Source organism: Lentibacillus sp. L22 (assembly GCF_040812445.1).
In the GTDB taxonomy this organism is placed as follows: domain Bacteria; phylum Bacillota; class Bacilli; order Bacillales; family Amphibacillaceae; genus Lentibacillus_C; species Lentibacillus_C daqui.
Genome location: NZ_JBFNXI010000038.1, coordinates 1 through 15702 on the forward strand (window position 1 = coordinate 1; position 15702 = coordinate 15702).

General features: G+C 38.9%; 16 protein-coding genes and 1 riboswitch. Of the genes, 6 read left to right on the top strand and 10 right to left on the bottom strand.

Translation table 11 applies throughout. The features are described 5' to 3' along the window. Positions 1 to 132 precede the first annotated feature (132 nt). Positions 133 to 648 carry a GNAT family N-acetyltransferase gene (locus tag ABRT01_RS14065; protein ID WP_269411051.1) on the top strand — a complete coding sequence of 172 codons (516 nt, stop codon included), beginning with the start codon at positions 133 to 135 and terminating at the stop codon, positions 646 to 648. A 191-nt stretch (positions 649 to 839) separates the two neighbouring features. On the opposite strand, the gene ABRT01_RS14070 is transcribed toward ABRT01_RS14065, so the two are convergent. Beyond that, a complete protein-coding gene (locus ABRT01_RS14070; RefSeq protein WP_269411052.1) occupies positions 840 to 1985 on the bottom strand; it encodes a conserved virulence factor C family protein in 1146 nt (381 codons plus the stop codon). Between the two features lie 146 nt (positions 1986 to 2131). Further along, on the bottom strand, positions 2132 to 2617 hold the full coding sequence (locus ABRT01_RS14075; protein WP_269411053.1) for an SRPBCC family protein: 486 nt from the start codon (positions 2615 to 2617) through the stop codon (positions 2132 to 2134). Between the two features lie 132 nt (positions 2618 to 2749). Next, positions 2750 to 2822: riboswitch (Fluoride riboswitch) on the top strand. A 175-nt stretch (positions 2823 to 2997) separates the two neighbouring features. On the opposite strand from ABRT01_RS14075, the gene crcB reads away from it, so the two are divergent. Together crcB and ABRT01_RS14085 are read left to right on the top strand one after the other, a co-directional pair. Continuing rightward, entirely contained in the window at positions 2998 to 3378 is a 381-nt protein-coding gene (crcB, locus tag ABRT01_RS14080; protein WP_269411054.1) for a fluoride efflux transporter CrcB, read from the top strand. Positions 3379 to 3380: 2 nt separating this feature from the next. Then, positions 3381 to 3746: a fluoride efflux transporter FluC gene (locus tag ABRT01_RS14085; protein ID WP_269411055.1), complete on the top strand. Its 366-nt coding sequence runs from the start codon at positions 3381 to 3383 to the stop codon at positions 3744 to 3746. 66 nt (positions 3747 to 3812) lie between these two features. Here ABRT01_RS14085 and rraA read toward each other — a convergent pair whose 3' ends face one another. Next, positions 3813 to 4292, bottom strand: a complete 480-nt coding sequence (rraA, locus tag ABRT01_RS14090) for a ribonuclease E activity regulator RraA (RefSeq protein WP_269411056.1) — start codon at positions 4290 to 4292, stop codon at positions 3813 to 3815. Positions 4293 to 4485: 193 nt separating this feature from the next. On the opposite strand from rraA, the gene ABRT01_RS14095 reads away from it, so the two are divergent. Further along, positions 4486 to 5682, top strand: coding sequence for a class I SAM-dependent rRNA methyltransferase (locus ABRT01_RS14095; protein WP_269411057.1), 1197 nt, complete (start codon positions 4486 to 4488; stop codon positions 5680 to 5682). 270 nt (positions 5683 to 5952) lie between these two features. Here the strand turns inward: ABRT01_RS14095 and thrB are convergent, their stop codons facing one another. From thrB to ABRT01_RS14125, 6 genes are all read right to left on the bottom strand, one after another. Next, positions 5953 to 6837: a homoserine kinase gene (thrB, locus tag ABRT01_RS14100; RefSeq protein ID WP_269411059.1), complete on the bottom strand. Its 885-nt coding sequence runs from the start codon at positions 6835 to 6837 to the stop codon at positions 5953 to 5955. Between the two features lie 2 nt (positions 6838 to 6839). Further along, positions 6840 to 7904, bottom strand: coding sequence for a threonine synthase (thrC, locus tag ABRT01_RS14105; RefSeq protein WP_269411060.1), 1065 nt, complete (start codon positions 7902 to 7904; stop codon positions 6840 to 6842). Then, positions 7901 to 9202, bottom strand: coding sequence for a homoserine dehydrogenase (locus ABRT01_RS14110; RefSeq protein WP_269411061.1), 1302 nt, complete (start codon positions 9200 to 9202; stop codon positions 7901 to 7903). The genes thrC and ABRT01_RS14110 overlap by 4 nt, the downstream gene beginning before the upstream one ends. A gap of 637 nt (positions 9203 to 9839) precedes the next feature. Further along, positions 9840 to 10295, bottom strand: coding sequence for a DUF4274 domain-containing protein (locus tag ABRT01_RS14115; protein ID WP_269411062.1), 456 nt, complete (start codon positions 10293 to 10295; stop codon positions 9840 to 9842). Between the two features lie 492 nt (positions 10296 to 10787). Continuing rightward, positions 10788 to 11141, bottom strand: a complete 354-nt coding sequence (locus tag ABRT01_RS14120; RefSeq protein WP_367748031.1) for a transposase — start codon at positions 11139 to 11141, stop codon at positions 10788 to 10790. 136 nt (positions 11142 to 11277) lie between these two features. Further along, entirely contained in the window at positions 11278 to 12456 is a 1179-nt protein-coding gene (locus ABRT01_RS14125) for an MFS transporter (protein ID WP_367748034.1), read from the bottom strand. Positions 12457 to 12630: 174 nt separating this feature from the next. On the opposite strand from ABRT01_RS14125, the gene ABRT01_RS14130 reads away from it, so the two are divergent. Both ABRT01_RS14130 and ABRT01_RS14135 read left to right on the top strand, forming a co-directional pair. After that, a complete protein-coding gene (locus ABRT01_RS14130) occupies positions 12631 to 13020 on the top strand; it encodes a GntR family transcriptional regulator (protein WP_269411066.1) in 390 nt (129 codons plus the stop codon). Further along, positions 13020 to 14126 (top strand): DUF1648 domain-containing protein, encoded by a 1107-nt coding sequence (locus tag ABRT01_RS14135; protein WP_269411067.1) that lies wholly within the window; start codon positions 13020 to 13022, stop codon positions 14124 to 14126. Before ABRT01_RS14130 ends, ABRT01_RS14135 begins: the two co-directional genes overlap by 1 nt. Positions 14127 to 14448: 322 nt before the next feature. On the opposite strand, the gene ABRT01_RS14140 is transcribed toward ABRT01_RS14135, so the two are convergent. Then, on the bottom strand, positions 14449 to 15675 hold the full coding sequence (locus ABRT01_RS14140) for an MFS transporter (protein ID WP_269411068.1): 1227 nt from the start codon (positions 15673 to 15675) through the stop codon (positions 14449 to 14451). Between the last annotated feature and the right edge of the window lie 27 nt (positions 15676 to 15702).

Consider the following 15702-nt stretch of genomic DNA (forward strand, 5'->3'; position numbering starts at 1 on the left):
TTTGAGGATACCCTACCTCTTTTTTTCGTCTCAAATATTTTACACAAACTATTTTACGTCATCTAAATTTTACATAAGTTCGATTAGAATGTATATAATCAATCATATGTTATCTGGATAGGGGGGAAAGTGATGCGATTAGAACGGCCATCGTTAAAATGGAAAGAGGAGCATGAAAACTATGTAAAGGAATGGGGACCAGCCCGAATGATTCCGAGTAGCTTCAATTTGTCAGGATATGATACGTATGAGGCATATTTGGAAGCTTTGGCGATTAGGGAAGGTGGTACGGACAAATGGTTGCCAAGTACCAATTATTTTTTGATAAATGATCATGAACGAATCGTCGCGATGGTTGATATTCGTCATGAACTAAATGAATTTCTCTATCATGTTGGTGGTCATATTGGGTATAGTACGCGCCCATCCGAGCGAAAGAAGGGATATGCAACCATAATATTAAAAGAAGCATTGAATAAATGCAGGGAATTGGATATAGATCGCGTTTTGGTGACATGTGATGAGGATAATATCGGATCAGCCAAAGTAATTTTAAATAATGGTGGAGTAGAAGAAAATTCTTTTAAGGATACAGATGGAACCGTGACACGCAGATTTTGGATTGAAACTAGTAAAAGACAATTGTAATCGATCATAGGCGTGTAACTGATTGAGAGCAGATCAGGGATACTAATCTCGAATCCTGCTATTCCATCTTTTGAAAAATATGATTGGCCACTAAGACGGAACAGGGAAAAAGCAATGAGAAACGAAAAGCCTTTAATCAAGTGAAAACTACCATCGGAAAGTATTCCGGATGGTAGTTATGATTGTATCACTTATTTTTTCGTGACTTGTGACATCTGATACCAGATCGATCCTTCTGCTTTTTCACCACCCTCAATTCTTGCCAGGGCCATTTTTACCTGCATCCGTACTTCGAATTCCGGGTCATCTAATGCTTTTTTTAAAGCGGGTACGGCGGTTTCATCACCAACTTCATACAAATACATTGCAGCACGCCAACGCACGAGGCGGTTTGGATCTGAAAGTTTATTGATCATTTCCGGGATGGCCTCGGTAAAGCCAAGATCGGATAAACAATCTCCGGCAGTACGCCTTACGTTAACTGCTTTGTCATTTAATGCTTTATATAAGTATGGTAAAACTTCGCGATCCTCAATCATGCCAAGATACGCAGTTGCGAGTCGCCGAATCGATGCCTTTTGATCATCCAGTGCTTTATCGAGAACAGCTAAATCATCAACGGTTGGATCCGCCATTTGATCAAGTGCTGCATAGCGATCTTTCCAGTTTGGGTTATCCAGCATGTCGAGTGTAACTTTCTTCCTTACCGGTCCAGTATTTTCTTCAGCATAATTATCGGATAGTGCCGCTTGAAGTAATTGCTGCAGTCGTTCTTGATCGTAACTTGCGGTTATTTCTTCAACAACTTCTTGTCCGATGGTTTCTATATCACCATAACGAGGCATCTGTTCGACCCATTTACGCTCCATCAACATATTATCAGAGGCAGCGGAGGCTTCCATGGTTGCGTTCATGAACCGTTCCGGAAGTCCAAATCGTTGCTCACGTTCACCATCCTGCAGTTTTACCTGAACAGGCAGCTGACGAAACTTTTGGATGAATACCTTTACTTCCCCGTAATTGTCATCGGTTGGCATATGACTGGTAAACAGTTGATCCGTGTCTGTGTCTTCTTCGGTTGAGCCTAAAACATCACGTACGGCTGGCAAAATTTCCTCCCAAGCAACCCTTGGATTTCGTTCCAGTGCGATAAAATCAATAACACGATACAAACCTTTGACCCCATTGATTTCAAACAAAGATTTGACATAATCAGGAGCATCAATGAGTTCATCATCACGTTTATAATTTTCGGTTTGACCATTAGCAAGTCGCTCATCCACATTTATTTTCATAGAATGCGGGCTTGGTGTAGGCTCAATGGAAACGATTTTCATAACGATCACCCTTATTATTATGCGATTGTAGCAAAATTTCGTCGGTATATCCATTGTTTAAAATGCCATGTCAGATATGTTTAATGCGGTAATGGGCAACAAATTATTTGCCAAAATGTTTGGGATGCACAAGCCGGTTTGTGAAATCACAAATCAGCTTGTGCATCCAGCAAAGCTTGTTGATATTTCGGATAATACGCTTGCCAAACGGCAGTACGATCTTCTATAGATTGTCCGTCAAGCAATGCCTCAATCACATCTAAACAGACATGCCACCCAGCTAAATCCTTTGGTGTATGCGTAGTAACTTCATGTAAATATTCCTTGAATACAAGTGTTGAGCCACTTGCTTGAACTAATAATTCAAAGCGTACGGCGTTTTTATCCCATTCAAATGCAAAAATTCTATTGGTGACAGCTTCTGTTATTTGCATGTGCTCATAGCTGCCATCCCCGAGATTAAACAGTATCTCTCCGCCATTTTGTAACGTCTGAATTTCCAGCTCGGGAAACCATTGTTGTAATTTGTTATTCTCTGTTAAATAGGCCCACACTTCTTCCGGATCATGTTGTAACAATCGTTGATAAGTTGCAGTAAGTACACCTTTTTCTCGGTCTAATTTTGCGATCAATTTTATGTACTCCCTTCATTGGAAAGCAAATTTGGATATAATTAATCATAACATAGGAACAAGCAATTTCCATCATTGATGAGGGAGACCTTTTGATTTGTGTTGGCTGTTTTGATATGTTATCTTCATATCAAATGAATAGGTGATGACGTTCGCCATAAAGCGTTGTTCGAGGTGTTATACAACTGATGACGTCTACCTTCATTGCCCTTTTCGGAAGGGCGTTTTGAGGTAGGCGCTTTTTGTGTTTTAAAAGGAGCAGCGATGGAAAAAACTATGGAACTACAAATAAAAGGAATCAATGAACAAATAATGAACTGGATGTGGAACAACCATATCAACGTTGCCCTGCAATAAACCAGTTTGAGGAGGAGTGATCTGTGTACTATGTTTTTCTTGTTATATTTGGAGTGCTGGGAGCTCTATTAAGGTATTCGATTGGATTAATGATCCAAACGGACTTTCCGCTGGCAACACTACTCATTAATGTTGCAGGCTGTTTCTTACTTGCCTTTTTAACCCAGTTTCTCAATGGAATCCCTAATTTCCCAAAAAAACTGGTTTCGGCGATCGGGACGGGGTTTGTTGGCTCATTTACGACTTTTTCCACATTTGCGTTGGAGTCTGCGGAGTTATTGAATTTAAGTGATTATATCGGTGCAGCCAGTTATATTTTGACAAGCTTAATCGGTGGTTTGCTTGCTTGTGTACTTGGTTATCGGAGCAGTGAGATATTATTGGCAACGGGAAAGGGGAATTGAGCATGCCCATTAACTTCATCATGGTCGCGGTTGGTGCTGCGTTTGGTGTGCTTGCTCGGGCATTAACCACAAACTGGATAAAAAGGAAGTGGAATTCTACTTTTCCGTTGGCGACCTTTATCATTAACATGGCCGGTTCTTTATTGCTGGGGTTCTTAACCGGTTTAACGATTGACAATCAATTATTACTGGTTCTTGGGACAGGCTTTATGGGTTCATTTACCACATTCTCTACGTTTAATGTAGAGAATATCGAACTACTACAGCAGAAAAAGTATCTACATTTAATTAGTTATTTGGGGACTTCCTATGTTTTTGGTATTGTCGCTGTATTTATCGGTGTTGCAGCTGGTGATGCAGTAACCTAAATGAAGGGATAAAAGGCGAAATATAACATTGATTTCGCCTTTATAAATCAGTTACGTGACGACTTTTTACGCCAATTTCCTTTTTGCCACGACCACACCATCTTCATCAACATATACATAATCGCCGGGTGTCCAATCTACACCACCAAATGTTACTGGAATATCTGTTTCTCCATCACCTTTCTTCTGGCTTTTTAACGGATTTTTCCCCAAGGCACGGACACCGATATCCATGTTGTTAATGTCGGCGGTATCCCTAATGCATCCATAAATAATGATGCCGGCTAATCCCCGCTCCATGCCAATCGCTGCTAAATTATCGCCCATCAACGCACAATTTTTGGATCCGCCCCCATCAACGACAAGCACATGTCCTTTAGGAATTGTTTCCAACGCCGCTTTAACCAGGACATTATCTTCCAACACCTTTACCGTCGAAATTGGTCCGGAAAATGCTGTTCTTTTTCCAAATGATTGAAACTCCTGCATGCATATAGATAATTCATTGGCAAATTCATCGCATAAATCAGTTGTTTTTAATGACATATCTAACACCTATCCTTTCTTCTTTAAACCAATTTTTGCATTTTTCATAACGAATAGCAATCAAATCAGTTTACGATATGGAAAAGAGCCTTATTATTTTCTTTCCTTCAAACAAAACCGGAGAGTGGGATATAATGGGAAACATGTTATACTGATTAGACACGAATGGAAATGAAAATGATAGGATGAGAATATGGTAAAAACAATCGATGTATATGTAAAACCAAAACGAATAGCAAGGTATAAACAAGGCTGTTTGCCAATTCATAAAGATGACATCACAAATGCCGAGGTACTCAAGAACGAGGGAAGTATCATTTTGCTGAAGGATCAAAATCACCAATTTCTTGCCAAAGGTTACTATGGAAAACAGAATAAAGGAATTGGCTGGGTGCTTTCTCATAACCAGCAGGAAAATATTAATGACCAGTTTTTTAAAGCTAAATTGAAACAAGCAATGAGAAAGCGGCGGCATTTTTACGCTGACCCGAACACAAATGCTTTCCGTGTTTTCAATGGTGAAGGAGATGGCATTGGCGGATTAACTATTGATTATTTTAACGGCTATTATTTGATTAATTGGTATAGTGAAGGGATCTATTCGTTCCAATCAGCGGTTATTGGAGCATTAGGTTTACTTGATAATTATAAGGCCATCTATCAAAAACGGCGCTATGATACCAAAGGGCAATATATCGATGACGATGATTTTGTAACCGGAGATCGTGGGGAATTTCCAATTATCGTCAAAGAAAACGGCATGAATTATGCTGTTTATCTAAATGATGGGGCAATGGTCGGTATTTTTCTTGATCAGCGTGATGTTAGAAAGGCAATACGTGACCAGTATGCAAAGCAGAAGACAGTACTAAATACGTTCTCATATACAGGTGCATTTTCAGTTGCTGCAGCTGTTGGCGGTGCTTTGAAAACGACCAGTGTCGATCTGGCCAAACGGAGTAAAGCGAAAACGATTGAACAATTCAGTGTAAATGGAATTGATTTCGAACAGCAGGATATTATCGTGATGGATGTCTTTGATTACTTTAAATATGCCAAACGGAAAAATCTCACATTTGACTTAGTGATTTTAGATCCGCCAAGTTTTGCCCGCTCCAAAAAACGTACATTTTCAGCGGCAAAAGATTATCCGGCCTTGCTTAAAGACACGATTCCGATCACCGCAAAAAACGGTGTGATTGTTGCTTCGATTAACAATGCGACTGTCAGCATGAAAAAGTTTAAGGGATTCATTGATAAGGCATTTAAAGAAATGAATCGCAAATACCGAATCCTGGAGACCCATTCGCTGCCTGTTGATTTCGCGACAAGTGACGCCTATCCAGAAGGTGATTATTTGAAAGTGTGTTTCATAAAAATAATGGATTAGTGATTGCTGAACATTGATCATTGGGGGTAATCATCGATCGGGTAGATGAAAAAACAATTGGACGACCGGAATTGCAAGAACTGGCTACAAAGTTGATCGGAAGCTTAGAAAAGTCGATCGATCAGTCCGCAAAGTTGATCGGAAACAAGACAAAGTTGATCAAGTGCCAATAAAATCAACGCATCAAAAAACCGATCGAGACCTCGGAAAAATAAGCACACTAAAAAGGCTGCGGCGTATACTGCAGCCGCAACCAGAAGCGGTTTTTGTTCACTTCACCTGGAGACCGTTCAAATCCAATGTTAATGATAATACTTGATTGTTCGGAAACATCGGTTGGATCTGTTCAGCGATAGCCTTACCTTTATCTTTTGGAACAAAGGAGATTAATGTTGGTCCGGCGCCGCTGATTACCGTTCCATATGCTCCGTTGTTCTTTGCATGCTCTCTTATATCGTGATAGCCAGGAATAAGTGCTTTCCTGTATGGCTCATGGAATAGATCCCGTTCCATCATTTTTCCTGCTAATACATAATCACCAGATATAAGTGCGGCAATCATCAAATGACCGACCCCGCTTGCATCAGTAGCTTCCGATCGTGTATACATTTCCGGAAGTGCGTTTCTAGCCGCTTCCGTTTTCAATTCGACATGAGGTATGTGGACAACAAGATCAAGATTTAGTTCCGGTAACTGAAAATAGTCCGTTTCTTCGCCGGTATTTTTAAGTGAGAGAACAACACCGCCGAATAATGCAGCAGCAATATTATCGGGATGGCCTTCAATGATCGTGCCAGTATCCAATTTCTCCTGTTCCGTCATACGAAGCTCACACAGTTGATTCGCCAGTTCAATTCCGGCCATGATAGCTGAAGCACTGCTACCAAGACCACGAGCGAGCGGGATTTCACTACTTACTTCCACCTTGCATGCCGGTAATTCCCGCTGATATATATCTGCTGTTTGTTTAGCAATTTGATAGATAAAGTGATCCTCATGATTAGTGAAAGAAGGGAGCAAATGGGAATGGTGTACAAACTCCCATTTGTCTTGCCTTACTACCTCCAATGTTAAATAACGATTCAATGCCAGTCCAGCTGAATCAAAGCAGGGGCCGATATTGGCTGAACTGGCTGGAACGGTGATCGTAAACATGTTCACTGTTTCACCACGTCTTCAATATAGGCTGTGACCGTCTCCTCATCATTAGGTAAGGATACCGGGTTAACATGCAGTTGGTCAATGGCTGTTTGCGGGTCTTTTAAGCCGTTTCCAGTTAACACAGCGACAACCTTGCTTCCTGGTTCAATCCAGCCGCTTTCACATTGTTGGATCACACCGGCAATCGAAGCACATGAACCTGGCTCAGCAAAAATTCCCTCTTTTTTAGCTAACAATTGAAATGCATGTAGTATTTCTTCATCTGAAACTGAACCAATCTTACCATTTGATTCATCCCGGGCTTCAGTGGCTAAGTGCCAGCTGGCTGGGTTTCCGATTCGAATTGCGGTTGCAACGGTTTCCGGCTGTTCAATTACTTTTTTCTGTACAATGGCTGAGGCGCCCACTGCCTCAAATCCAGCCATTTTTGGAAGACTGGTTTGTTTATGTTCGTTAAGTTCTTTAAACCCTTTCCAATAAGCACTAATATTACCGGCATTGCCAACTGGGATCGCTAAAATATCCGGTATAGTACCAAGCTGTTCATATACCTCAAAGGCAGCTGTTTTTTGTCCTTCCAAACGATACGGATTGACTGAATTAACAAGTGTGACAGGTGAATGTTCGCTCACCCGTTTAACCATTTTTAGGGCATCATCAAAGTTACCCTCGATTTCCACGATTTCTGCTCCGTACATCATTGCTTGAGCAAGTTTACCGAGAGCCACCTTACCTTTGGGGATCACAATAATCGCCCGCATGCCTGCCTGAGCCGCATATGCAGCAGCTGAGGCGGACGTGTTACCAGTAGACGCACAAATAACTGATGTACTACCTTCTTCTTTTGCTTTTGCAACGGCCATGACCATGCCTCGATCTTTAAATGAACCAGTTGGATTGGCCCCCTCTACTTTCCCATAAAGCTCCACACCTAATTGTTCAGAAAGGTGCGAGAAGTGGACAAGTGGGGTATTTCCTTCCTTTAATGTTAGTGAAGGAGTTTGTTCTGTTATAGGCAAATATTCTGCGTAATGTTTTAGTAGTCCTGGCCAATTGTTCATTTATCACCATCTCCTTCAACCCTAAATGAGCTTTCAACACTTTCTACTACATCCAGGCTGTTTAGTTGTTCCATTGATTTCTTAAAGTTTGCCAGGTCAGTCTGGTGGGTAACCAGAACAACTTCCGCAAGTTCTGTTTTACTGCGTGGTATTTGCAAGATCCGTTCAAAACTGATGTCCATTTGATTAAACAAGTGTGAAATGGAAGCGAATGCTCCAACTTCATCTTTGACATGCATGCGAATATAAAATTGGCCAAATTGTCTTTCAGGTGGAGTCGGCTCTTTTTTAAACAATGGCGATTGAAAGTTCTTGCCGTTTACACCCAACCGCATATTGGTAATAACGGTAACGACATCAGCCATGATAGCAGTGGCAGTTGGTAAACTTCCCGCCCCTGCTCCGTAAAACATAGTTTCCCCAACAGCCTCACCACTTACATATACGGCATTGTATTCATTCTTAACGGCAGCAAGTGGATGTTTATCAAACAGGAATGTTGGCTGTACATTCACTTCCACCTGCCGATCACGACAATTTGCATAACCGATCAACTTCATTTTGTAACCCAATTGTTTCCCGTATTGTAAATCAGTCAGGGCAATATCAGAAATACCACATACTTCTACATCGGAAAGTTCGACATTGGTTGAGAAGGCAAGACGTGATAAAATCGCCATTTTGCGGGCGGCATCCAGCCCTTCTACATCAGCGGTTGGGTCGGATTCAGCAAATCCAAGTTCTTGTGCCTCTTTTAATGCATCCTCGTACGTAACGCCTTCTTCATCCATTTTTGTTAATATGTAATTTGTAGTTCCATTAACGATGCCAATTACTTGTTGGATCCGATCTGAAACGAGTCCGTCAGCAAGTCCCCTCAGAATGGGAATGCCACCTGCTACACTTGCCTCGTAAAATAAATCACATTGATTCCTGCTTGCCATGTTCTGCAGTTCCGGACCATGCAAGGCGATTAAATCCTTGTTGGCTGTTACAACATGTTTTTTCGCTGCAAATGCCTCCAATATATGATTTCGTGCTTCATCAATCCCACCCATTACTTCAACAACCACATCGATTTCGGGGTTATGTACCACCTCATCAGGATCGGTTGTCAAATAGGATGGATCTACTTGAACATCCCGTGCCTTCTCCAAATCTCGAACGAGCACCTTTTTAACTTCTACACCACAGCCTAACTGGTGGACGAGCTTTTCCTGGTGCTCCTCAATAAGCTTGATAACTCCTGATCCAACGACACCTAAACCTAGTAAGCCAATCGATACAGTATTTTTCATTTTCCCACTCCATTATCCATAATAATACGACAATTAAATAATATATTAATAGCATTGTAAACATCTGCAACGTATATGGCAAGGGTTTTTGTTTAATTAATTGGAAAAGTGGTTGAGTAACAATTTATGGAAGGTGATCCGCTAAAATTTTAATGCTTCAATATATTGATTAACATCCATTTTGTTGAATTGTTTCCTTGCAGCATTATTTAGAACATCATTGTTCATAGGCACTGTCTACTTATCTGGTTTAAAATTTAAAAACCTTGAATGGGCGTGTATCCCATCAAGGTTATCCTGATTATTATCTTCTATCTATACTACATTATTTTTAAGGCAATTTCCAAAAATGTTCGTATTACCTTATCCCTCTTTCAGTAACACCCGAAGTTGCTTTGCTTACTCAAAATCGAGATAATAATTATCATCTTCCATCATTAAGTTGAACGCATCGGGAATTTACGGGGTGCTTATCCCTACTTTCCAAATAATTGGCTTTCTCACAACATAGAGGTGGGGATATTACAGCCCGTTAATGCGTGATAAATTCTTCTTTGACTAATTTGTTTCATTTTTTGTTCTAATATTTTAAAAAAACTTGAGAAGCTTTTAGCTAATCAAGGTTTAAAACGTTAATTCATATTTGAGGAATATGAACCAAATTTCCTGGTGAGCTATTAATAAAAATATTAGGGATATCAGGTTTATTCTTTTTCAACTTAAATTTTTGGACCCTTGTTAGCCCTGGATCAAAAGAAATATTCCGCGATTTGAATTCAAGATCTTTAAGTTTGTTATAGACTTTGGATAAGAAATTCTTCCATTCCTTTGACGAAGAATTTAAAACTTCATCCGGGTTTTCCAGCAAACGATATCCATCTGCATAATGGAACATTAATAACCCAGTTCCCAAATCACAATTTTCATTTTCAAGAATTGCCATTGGTACATTAAATCCATTGTTCCAATTATAGTTTGCTGCAAAAAAATGAAGTATTAAAGGGTTATCTATATTACCTAACTGGATAATTACATCATTCTCATCTGTATTATAAAGCAGCTGTTCAAGTAGATTAATATCTTGCTTATTCATTAAAACCTTCTCCCTAAATAATTAGTTTTCCAATTAGACCAAACAGGGGTCTTATTAATTATGATTGTTTACTCCGTCCTGTTTAATTTTGTTGACTATAATTCTATAATCGTTTCAAGTTCATTTGTTTCAATGGTGCATTCTTCATCGCTATAATTATCAATTATTTTCGTAATGTGTCGTTGTATTTCTAATGTACAATATTATTACCTGTACATTCTTCAAAATTCGACGAGTCACCATTTAGGACTTTTTGTATTAATTTCAACCAAGGTTGTCTATTACTCTGAATATCACCCATTAGTAGAATTGCAACAGGGGAAATGATATCTGGCATATCTATTTCTAAACCTTTGTCGCTCTCTAATAAAAACTTCATATTTCATGGTTTCACTTCCTTAGTAGATGGATATGCTGTTTTAATTTCACCGTGAAGGTCCGGTCTCATTCCCTGCCAAGTATCTTTGAACAACTTTTCAAACATCGCCATTTTTATCTTGTTGCTTCATCGTATTCCAAAAATAAATCTTGTAAATCGCCATTAATGGGCTCAGTGGTATTATTAACAGTCAATTTAAACTCAACCTCAACTTTTTCTCCCACTATCATTCCTTCGTCTATTACACCTAAAATTGTAGATAAAGTGTCCACTTCTATTTGCTCAATTATTTTAAATAATATCTCTTTGGTTTCATTGGAGAGTTCCGTGTAAAATCTTAATGATTTCTTCCAATACGGATCTGCTGCTTCATTAATATTTGTATTCATAAATAATTCACGATAAGTATCTAAATTACCCTTTACTATTGATTGATGCATTTGTTTAATAATATCTTTTTTGTTCATATCTTCTATTTCCTCCCAGATTCAGGGTATAAAATTTATCAAAAACAATTAGTTGTATATCGACTGAAATCGGTGAAACATCGACCCGGGAACAGCAAAGTCAACGAAAGATGCTGGTATTAGTAAAGGAGACGGATCAAGCCCGTCTCCTTTTATACTTGCTTTTACTGAAAAAGTGAAACTCATCATACATCGAAATAAGCGCGGTTGCCAAGGCAAAAAGAACCAGCAGGGCACCAACAAACGGATTATATTCAATGGATGCCTGTTCAATAACCAATCCACCAATGAAGGATCCAACCGCAATGCCAAGATGTAAGGCAGAATTGTTTAAACCTTGTTGAACATCAGATGTTTCCGGGGAAGTGTTCATTAGATAGCTCTGCATGGCTGGTGAGATTGCCCAATTCATCGCGCCCCATACGATCATAACAATCAAAAATAGCGGCAAATAAAACGTTGTAAAAGGGATGGCTATAATCGCGATACCGAACACAGTAACCGATATGAGTATCGTTTGTTTGGCCCCAATCGTGTCAGCCAATGTTCCGCCAATTCCGCCACCACTGACTGCTGCAATTCCAAATAAGAGATAAATGATACTGATCCAGGATCCTTCCAGTCCGAGTGTCGTCTTGACAAATGGTGTTAGATAAGCATACAAGACGGTGTGTCCCGCTAAAAACAGGAACGTGGTTGATTGGCCAAAAAGTATTTTTCGGTTTTTAAGTGTTGCCAGCTGTTTTCCAAGTGGTACAGATGGTTTTGGTGCCACACGATCCATGAAAAAATGGAGAAAGACAATGGAAAGCACCGTTAAAACTGTGATAAGCACAAATGGTGCCCGCCAGCCAAACAGATTTCCCAATATCAAACCAATGGGAAGCCCTAAAACAATGGATGCACTAACCCCCATGGAAACAATGCCAATTGCTCGTCCGCGGTATTTCGGATCGACAATGCTCGGAGCCATTGTCAAACATAAGATGATTAATAGTGCACCACTTGTTGCTGACACGACACGTCCAATAAAAAGTACTGTATATGAAGGGCTAAATACTGTAATGATATTTCCGATTAAAAATACAAACAACGATATGATGGTCAGCCGCTTTCGTTCTACCCCGGCGGTGAGGATGAGTAAGGTAGGGGAAGCTATGGCAAAAATCAATGAGAAAATAGTGATCAAATACCCCGCTTGTCCGAGGCTGACGTTTAAATCCGCCGCAATTAAATCCAAAATTCCTCCGATAATTAATTCAACCATCCCTACGACAAATGAGACGACCATCAATAAATAAACTCGCTTATCCATATGCAAGCTTCCTCTCTAAAATGTACCAATAACAATCATAATGACTAAGTGATTAAAATACAAGGGCGAAATTGCCATGAAGTAGCCTGTATTTATTAAAGCAGTTGACGGAGTGTAATAACTGTTATACAATATATATAACAATTATTACAAAAAAGAAAGATGTGATTTGATGTGTATATTAAATTAGATTTTGAATCAAATGAACCAATCTACACGCAGTTAAAGCATCAAATAATAGCTGGTATTGCTAAAAAGGAATTACTTCCAGGTGAGGATTTGCCTTCTGTTCGAGCGATGGCGGCAGATATTGGAATAAACTTGCATACGGTAAATAAAGCATATCAGCAATTGAAGCAGGAAGGGTTTATTTTGATCCACCGGCAGAAAGGTGTGGTGATCAATCCTGATGGCGTTCCACCGGCAGATGAAGATTATCGCAACGGGGTAAAAGACACGTTGCACCCTTTGATTGCTGAATCCATTTGTCGCGGAATAACCAAACAGGAATTTATTAAGTTTTGTGATCAATTATTTACAGAATTTGCGAAAAAGGAAAGGTGATGAACGTGGAAGTATTTTTACTCATCGTTATGATGGTTCCTGTTTTTCTTTCATTGATGTTCATTCCATACTGGACCAGAAAAACAGAAAGCTTTGGTGTTTCGATTCCCGAGGAGGTATACTTTCATCCTGAAATCCATTCGATGCGTAAACAATATGTATGGTGGATGGGAATAGTCGGTGTAATTACAGTGGGGGTTTTTTGGCTGCTTTCAGAAACAGTGGCAAATAAAGAAAGCACCATTAGTATTTCCTTCAGCATCATTATAATAGCATATCTTGTGATCAGTTTTATTATTTATCTATATTTTCACAGGAAGATGAAAAGTTATAAACAAGCGGCAAAGTGGTCCGAGGAACAGTCACAACTTGTGGTGGTAGATACTGGATTTCGAAACCAAAAGCTAACGTATTCCAATATTTGGTTTGTCATTCCGTTTGCGATTACAATTTTGACGATGATCGTCAGTTTAACATCGTATCAGCAAATTCCGCAGCAAATTCCAATGCAATATAATTTTTCCGGTGAAGTCACCAATTATGCCGAGAAAACGTATCGTTCAGTGTTATTAATGCCTGTCATGCAGATGTATTTAATCTTGCTTTTTCTTTTCATCAATACCATTATTGCAAAAGCAAAACAGCAAATTAGCGCAGGAAATCCGGAAAAATCGAAGCAGCAAAATTTACAATTCAGGCGAAGATGGTCTGCCTTCACGATATTAACCGGAATTGCCCTGATACTCATGTTGTCATTCATCCAAATGCCCTTCATTTATAATATCGATCAACAGATTCTAATGGTTATTTCACTTGTGATTATATCAGTAATTATCGTTGGATCCATTGTGTTATCAATTACGACCGGGCAAGGTGGTAGCAGAGTAAACGTGCATATGGGAGACAAGGGCGAGGTGATTGATCGTGATGATGACCGCTACTGGAAATTGGGGATACTCTATTTTAATAGGAAAGATCCGTCGTTATTTTTGGAAAAGCGATTTGGTGTTGGCTGGACAAATAATTGGGCCCATCCGTTATCGTGGATTATCTTGCTTATAATTATTGGATTAGCAATTAGCATACCGATTTTGCTTGGGGTATAAAATGAAAATGGGAGTGTGGCGTGCAAATAAAGGCTGTTATGCGCTATAGATTTAGCTGGAACCGTTGTAGATTGCCCGGGATGCGCTGTAGATCGAAGCAAAATCGCTATAGATATAAAGTGAGGGTTATTTTCACGATTCTTAGCGTCTAATATTAAACAGGTTCTTTCCCAAATTATAAAAATTGCACATTATTTCACAAAGAATGACCCCGTTTTGATCAATCTTTTTTCAAAACGGGTTCTTATCGTATAACTTAAAAATACGGGTTTGTAGGATATTTTTATCAAACTTTGTTTTAAAGCTGCAAAATCCGACTATATTACGCTCCCATGTCTTTGCTCTCAATTGACTTAGCGTTGGTGCTAAAAATAATTATAAGCCGATGTATTACAATTCCAGAAATCATGAATAATCCTAAAGATATTAATCCCATTCTGGCGGAATAATTGTCAATAATCATGCCTAGTGATGGAGAAGCAATCGCCTGTAATAGTAGTGATATAGACATCCAGATTGACATAGCTCTACCCATAAAAGCTTTAGGTACAGTTTCCATAAGGATTGTATTCATTACAATTCTTAGTGATGAGTTACATAAACCGAATAATAGACTGCCTAAAAACAAAATAATTACATAGTTATTAAATGCAAATGCTATCAACGTTGTAATAGATACCAAGAAAAAAAGAGTTACTGCTCCATTCTTTGATACTTTTTTAGCGATTGGAGCTGCAACAAAACCAGATAAAAATCCTCCAATTCCATAAAACATATCCGAAAAACTAAATGCAATTGAACTACTTTGTAACGTATCGCTAACATAACCTGGAAGTACAACGTTATACATCATGGTCGCTACCAATGGGATAATTGAGGCGAAACCAAAAAAGAAAATTTTCGGTCTGCCTTTAAGGAACTTTATCCCACTTTTAAAATTTGAATAAAAGGATTCCTCAGTGTTTTCAATAATAGAGTTGTATTTAACTTGAAAGATGAAAATGCTACTAAGTAAGAACATAATCGCATTAAAAATCAGCATGTTTCCAAAACCTAAGTATTCATAAAATACACCGGAAACTCCACCTGCTGTAAACATACCTACTTGTAAACAAATTTCGACTAAAGAATTTCCATGAACTATTTCATCGCCCGAAAGAAGTTCCTGTAACAAACTTCTAGATGTAGACATATATGTTGTCCAGCCCATACCATTTACGATAGAGAAAAGATACATATATCCTATATGAAATCCATTTGTTAATAGCATCATAGCGATAACTGTTATAGCTATGGATTGAATTAAATACGTAAATAAAATAATTTGTTTCCTTTTAAATTTGTCCGTTAATATTCCAGTAAGTGGTGATATAAGGAACCCTGCTATTACATTTAACGAAAGCATAATCCCTACTGCTATAATAGAGCTGGTCTGTTCCATTAGATACCAGTTAGCTCCTACTGTGCCCATACCAATTCCGAACGCATAAATGATTTCAGAAAAGAAAAAGTTACGAAAATCCACTCGTTTTAGTAGCCTGAGAAACATGCGAAAACCTCCTGTAAATTGCTTTCC